Below are 5,162 nucleotides of genomic sequence, written 5' to 3' on the forward strand. Positions count from 1 at the left end.
TTGAACCACCATCAATTTAAATTCTTCATTATATTTAGTCATAAAAAATCACCCCAAAAGTTAGTTTTTTACTCTAACTTTTGGGGTGCAGTACCTTTTTGAGGAATTAGCGCTCGTTTTTATGAGTTGTTACCAAACGATGCTTCGGGAACCATATAATTACAATCTATGTCTATATTAAAAATATGGAAGTATAATGGAGGCATCAATATGTGGTTAATATTAGGTCTTATTGCAATAGTAGTAACTGTTATAAATCTTTCTTTGTATGCAGCAGGAAAGGATTATAAGCTTGCTATGGCGATGGCATTATCATTCACAGCATTAACAATTTGTGCAGATTACAGTTATCTAAATCGGTGGGTAAAAGTGGAAGATTGGGCAGCTTTATCGGATGTAATACCTGGTATGGCAAGGGCATTCTGGTTTTTGACAATTGTTTCTATCTTGCTAAATATAGCACCTATATTTTTAGAATTAAAAGGTAAGAAGAAATAACTAATTTTATGATAGAGGTCATATTTTAGTTATTCCAGAATAGGGCGCGTTCATTTAGGAACGCGTCTTTACTTGTTGGGCCATTTAATTGAATAACACCTAAAAAAAAACGGATATTAATGTTAATATTTAGGAAAGGTTGTGAAGAACTGCACTTAAGCTAACAGATCAGGTTAGTTGAAGAAGGATTTCTCCTTTAGTGGGGGAAATTAGATATATGAAAAATAATAAGGATGGGGAACTTTTTGTTTTTAATTATTATTGCGGCTTTATTTTTTCTAGGGATTACTTCTATTTCATTCCAACAAGAAGTTTTTTCCTTATTTGTTTTTATGGGACTATTTATTTTGTTATTTGTCATAAAAGAAAGACGATTCGTTATAACACTACTGTTATCGTTTCTAATAGGTTTTTTGATATTTACTGTTTTTAATCATTATGTTGGAACGATGAATATTTCAAAGGAAACAAAAATCATTCTTAATCGTCTTTTTCTTGTTTTTATCATTATAGGAATAGTTATTAACCATCGTATCTTTAATAAGAAGGTTTTTTGGTACAATGAAAAACCTAATTGGAAAAATCCTATCGTCTTGCCGTTCCATAAAGTTAATACATTTTGGTTTTGGATGATTGGAATCGTTGTTAATGGAATGGTATATTTCTTTTTTATTTTTCAAAAAGATGTTGAGTATATCCAATCGCTATTATTGTTTTGTTTATTTTTCTCACTAATTAATGCAGTTTTTGAGGAAGTTATTTGGAGAGGAATAATGCTCTCGTCTCTAAAGGAATTCACGTCCACTGGATATGCTATTATCGTTACAAGCGTTGGTTTTGGACTTCTACATATGGCAATTGGTTTTTCTATTTCTCTCAGTTTGTTAATTTCAGTTGCAGGCGTAATTTACGCATTAATCACACTTAAAACTAACAGTATCTATCCGAGTATTGTTTTTCATATCGTAATTAATATTGGAATGGTATTTAGCGGATTTATAATCTAACAAAACATTTTGCAAATGGGATAATAGATTTTATAGGTAATTACTATCAAAAGTATTAGTAAAAGAACAATCTTCAGCAATCGGGCGCCATTCTTGAGGAATTGGCGCTTATTTTACATTCTAGGGCCAGGTTGTGGAATAATGAGTTATTAGGAATGATTAGAGTGATATTAAAGGAATGATTGAATTTGAAAATATTTATTATTCTTATAAGTGTTATATTGATAAGTATTACACTTATAAATATAGTTAAAAGTATTTTAGATGCAGAATCAAATAAAGAGAGATTAGCAATATTATTAATGCTTACAGAACCAGCAGATACAGTTACTTACTTATTTTATATAGGTTTAATAGGCTTAATAGTAGGATTATTTTTATTCTAAGTGCTTAATACATCAGAGAAATTCTATTGATATCAAACCAACTTGTTATTCCGCTAAAGGGCGCGTTCTTGAGGAATTGGGCTCTTTTTTGGTCCATTTAATGGAATAACAGGAGCGCTGAATTAAATTGTGGGAAGGGTATAGGTAAGGAAGCAAATCTATAGAATAATTTTGAGGTGATATCTTGGAATACCCATTAATGGATCCACCATTTGAAATAAAATCATTTGAAAAAATGACAAAAAAAGAAGCGAAAATTCATTTTGATTGGTATGTAAGAGAAGTACCTAAGAGGGTTGAATTAATTAAAAAGGCGTATCTAGAAACTAGTGGGGGAAAATTAGAGGATTTAGATTTATCGCCGAAGTCACTAGTTCATATATGGAAATGGTTTATACCTAGGATTGTTACGATAACTAAGTCTGATGAAGAAATTGAAGATGAATTAAAGAATGCTCCTGCATGGCTTAAGGAAAAAGTTATCGAAAATAAAAAGAAATTAACCGTTGGAAGTCTTAGTTTAGCAATGGATTTAGCTATTTATTTTGCAGAAGTATTTATTCATAACTTTGATAAATTATATTGGGGATTCGTTACAAAACCTAAATCTTTGATATACGTTAATAGTCCAGTAATTATGGGATTTAGTACAGGAATTGAATTAGACCCTAGAAATATAGTTTATAATCTAACTCTTAAAATAATTAATGATAAAAGAGAAAGAGATAACGAAGAAGATTTATTTAACATATTTAAAGCGTGGGAGAATGATATCTAACTTTTTTAAGCTAAGTGCTCTTCAATAAACAAGTCAATAGAAGTTGGCCGTTATTCCAGAATAGGGCTCGATTATACAACCGAGGACAGTGAATCAGCATTCGTCTCTTTTTTGAGAACGATTGTGCTGTAAACATGATTTTTTATTGTTCCTATATACTTTCATTAGATTGGATTTAGTTGAAAGTTTTATTTCTAATTTCTATTAATTCAATTTTCAAAGCCGTTGAAGTTTAACTTATCGTAAACTTCAACGGCTTTGTTACTAAGAAAATCTAATTTACTTTCAAATTAATCAATCAAACTTATAAATTTCCTTCATAAAAACAAATATTTAAGTATTTATCCAGACAGTTTTTGTAGCTTTGTCCCATGTGACTTTGACTTCTAGGATTTCTACAAGGAAACTAAGCGGAAGCATCGTTGAATTGCCTATCTTAATCCCTGGCGCCTCAATCTGCACCGTTTTTCTGTTAACAACAGCTTTTGAACTGTTAATTTTCAATTCTATGGACGAGTTATTTTTCTTTATCGCAATTTTTGAGCTTTACCATCTGATTTCACAATAGCACCACTTTGTTCAAGTATGCTGCGCATAGGAACATACGTATACCCGTTTTTTATGACCGTAGCTTGAGGCAGTTTAGGAAATTGTACGTTGATTTCTACGGAGACTGCCGTGTCTGTGGTGAAAAGCTGGTAAGTTTATCGGAAAGGATATAAACTCTATAATCAGGTCCAACATGGATTTCTTCATTTTCTCGGTAGTCAATTCTACCGATCTTTGCACCGTTGGCCGTTCGTATTGTCGCTCGATTAAAGCCGTTTTTGGAATTCGTACGCTCTATTGATACATGTCCATTTTTGATTGGATACTCCAAGTCGTATTTTCCTTTGGATAATTTCTTTCCCGTACCACGATCCACGAGATAAAATTTTGACTTGTTGCTATAAGGTAGATTACTTTCAAAATATAATATCTTTTTATCCTGGCTGAATCCTCGTAAGTTTAAAATGGCCCCAGCGTTAAAGGTTGTTGTCCATGCAACTGAACCATCTGCATTCAGTGAAATAAAACGACTTGTGCTGTATACGCCGTTGTTTTCATTTATCACATTCAAATAAATTTTTCCATCAGGATCTTCGATACCAAAATCTTGTCCTATCGAAAAGCTCGATTTAGTCGGTTTATAGCTCCAAAGCTTCTTTCCGTCGCTGTAACGATAGGCTACCGTACCGTCATAGGAGTCAAGTATGATTTGCCCATTCTTTTGATTCAGCGTAACATAATCTCCAACTACTCTCTCGGGTACTGACCAGATTACTTTACCGGTTTTAGGTGACAAAGCGATCAGTTGATAAGAATCATCCCCAATCCAGGAACACATTTCCGAAAAGCCACAGGTGATCCAAGTCAAGATCATATTATCATTAATAATAATTGGTTGTTGATAGCCAATCGGGATTTTCGTTGCTTTATACAGCTCCGAGTGAGTAGTTAGTTCCCACGCTTTTTTCCCTCCATATCTGACTGCTATTAGTTTGTTCTTGTCACTTATATATATCTGTTGTTTGTCTATTGTATAATTCTCAAGATTATTAACACCGACTGATTTAAGCAAAAAATTGCTTTTAGTTTTACCGGTCTTTTTATCTATCATCATAATCGTATCGTTTTGGTAGTCTGCACCAGGGGTATGAGCGATAATCGCATTTTCTGTAACACTAGAAGAGTATATATAGTTATTTCGCTTCCAAACTATTTTTCCGGTTGGTCCAACTCTTCCAAATTCTTCAAACCCTCGTTGGAACGTACGCTTAGAATAGAGTATAGAGCCATCTGTGAACATTTCGTCCATGTAGAAGCCTCCAGAATTGCCGAGTGGCATCGACCAAACTTGCTTATAGCCGTCTACCGATTTTGCAGCCAGCGTTGATTCTGTCTTTCCTATTGTAAAGATAGCCAATACAACGGTAATTATAAATACCTTTACTAATGTGGACCTTAATTTACTTTTCCTATCACTTATCAATCCAATTCTCCTCTCAAATGTAAAAAATAGTAAAAATACTAATTATTACAATATATCATATGAAGTATATATTCTAAAGTCTATTAAATTAATCAAACATTGTTACTAGAATTAATTATTTTTAGAAGAATATAGGTATCTAAAGTAAGTATATATTTATAAGAAATTCTGTCTAATAAATTAATAACGTGCTAATTGAAATGATTAAAGGTTTTTGAAAATACAGTTTCAAGTATATTCGTTAAAAATTTTACATAACGATAGGGTTCTTGAATAGGGGCTTGAAAGTTTAGGAGAAAATGTTTCAAGGCAAAGGTCTTTAATCTACTTCAACTGCAGGGAAGTGGTTTAACTAAAAAATATTCCACAAAAACCAGCTAATAGTTGTCAACATTTTTCAATAAAAAATATAAATCGTACATGATATACTAAAAATCGGTATACCAAATAAGCCTTCCTTT

At 32.2% G+C, this 5,162-nt stretch carries 6 protein-coding genes; 3 read left to right on the forward strand and 3 right to left on the reverse strand.

Features of this window, described 5'->3' with window-relative positions; all coding sequences use genetic code 11:
• Positions 1–210 precede the first annotated feature (210 nt).
• The 3 genes from JOD29_RS20105 (at position 211) to JOD29_RS20115 (ending at position 2,669) form a co-directional block, all read left to right on the forward strand.
• Positions 211–498 (forward strand): hypothetical protein, encoded by a 288-nt coding sequence (locus JOD29_RS20105; RefSeq protein ID WP_124767057.1) that lies wholly within the window; start codon positions 211–213, stop codon positions 496–498.
• 245 nt (positions 499–743) lie between these two features.
• Positions 744–1,505: a CPBP family intramembrane glutamic endopeptidase gene (locus tag JOD29_RS20110; RefSeq protein WP_158610621.1), complete on the forward strand. Its 762-nt coding sequence runs from the start codon at positions 744–746 to the stop codon at positions 1,503–1,505.
• A 570-nt stretch (positions 1,506–2,075) separates the two neighbouring features.
• Entirely contained in the window at positions 2,076–2,669 is a 594-nt protein-coding gene (locus JOD29_RS20115; protein ID WP_124767055.1) for a hypothetical protein, read from the forward strand.
• Between the two features lie 333 nt (positions 2,670–3,002).
• Here JOD29_RS20115 and JOD29_RS20830 read toward each other — a convergent pair whose 3' ends face one another.
• The 3 genes from JOD29_RS20830 to JOD29_RS20130 are packed head-to-tail and all read right to left on the reverse strand — an operon-like array spanning position 3,003 to position 4,527.
• A complete protein-coding gene (locus tag JOD29_RS20830; protein WP_124767059.1) occupies positions 3,003–3,206 on the reverse strand; it encodes a copper amine oxidase N-terminal domain-containing protein in 204 nt (67 codons plus the stop codon).
• Positions 3,197–3,331 (reverse strand): stalk domain-containing protein, encoded by a 135-nt coding sequence (locus tag JOD29_RS20835; protein WP_124767058.1) that lies wholly within the window; start codon positions 3,329–3,331, stop codon positions 3,197–3,199. The genes JOD29_RS20830 and JOD29_RS20835 overlap by 10 nt, the downstream gene beginning before the upstream one ends.
• A gap of 2 nt (positions 3,332–3,333) precedes the next feature.
• Complete coding sequence (locus tag JOD29_RS20130; protein WP_158610619.1) at positions 3,334–4,527, reverse strand: outer membrane protein assembly factor BamB family protein; 1,194 nt, start codon at positions 4,525–4,527, stop codon at positions 3,334–3,336.
• Between the last annotated feature and the right edge of the window lie 635 nt (positions 4,528–5,162).

Source organism: Lysinibacillus composti, from assembly GCF_016908465.1.
In the GTDB taxonomy this organism is placed as follows: domain Bacteria; phylum Bacillota; class Bacilli; order Bacillales_A; family Planococcaceae; genus Ureibacillus; species Ureibacillus composti_A.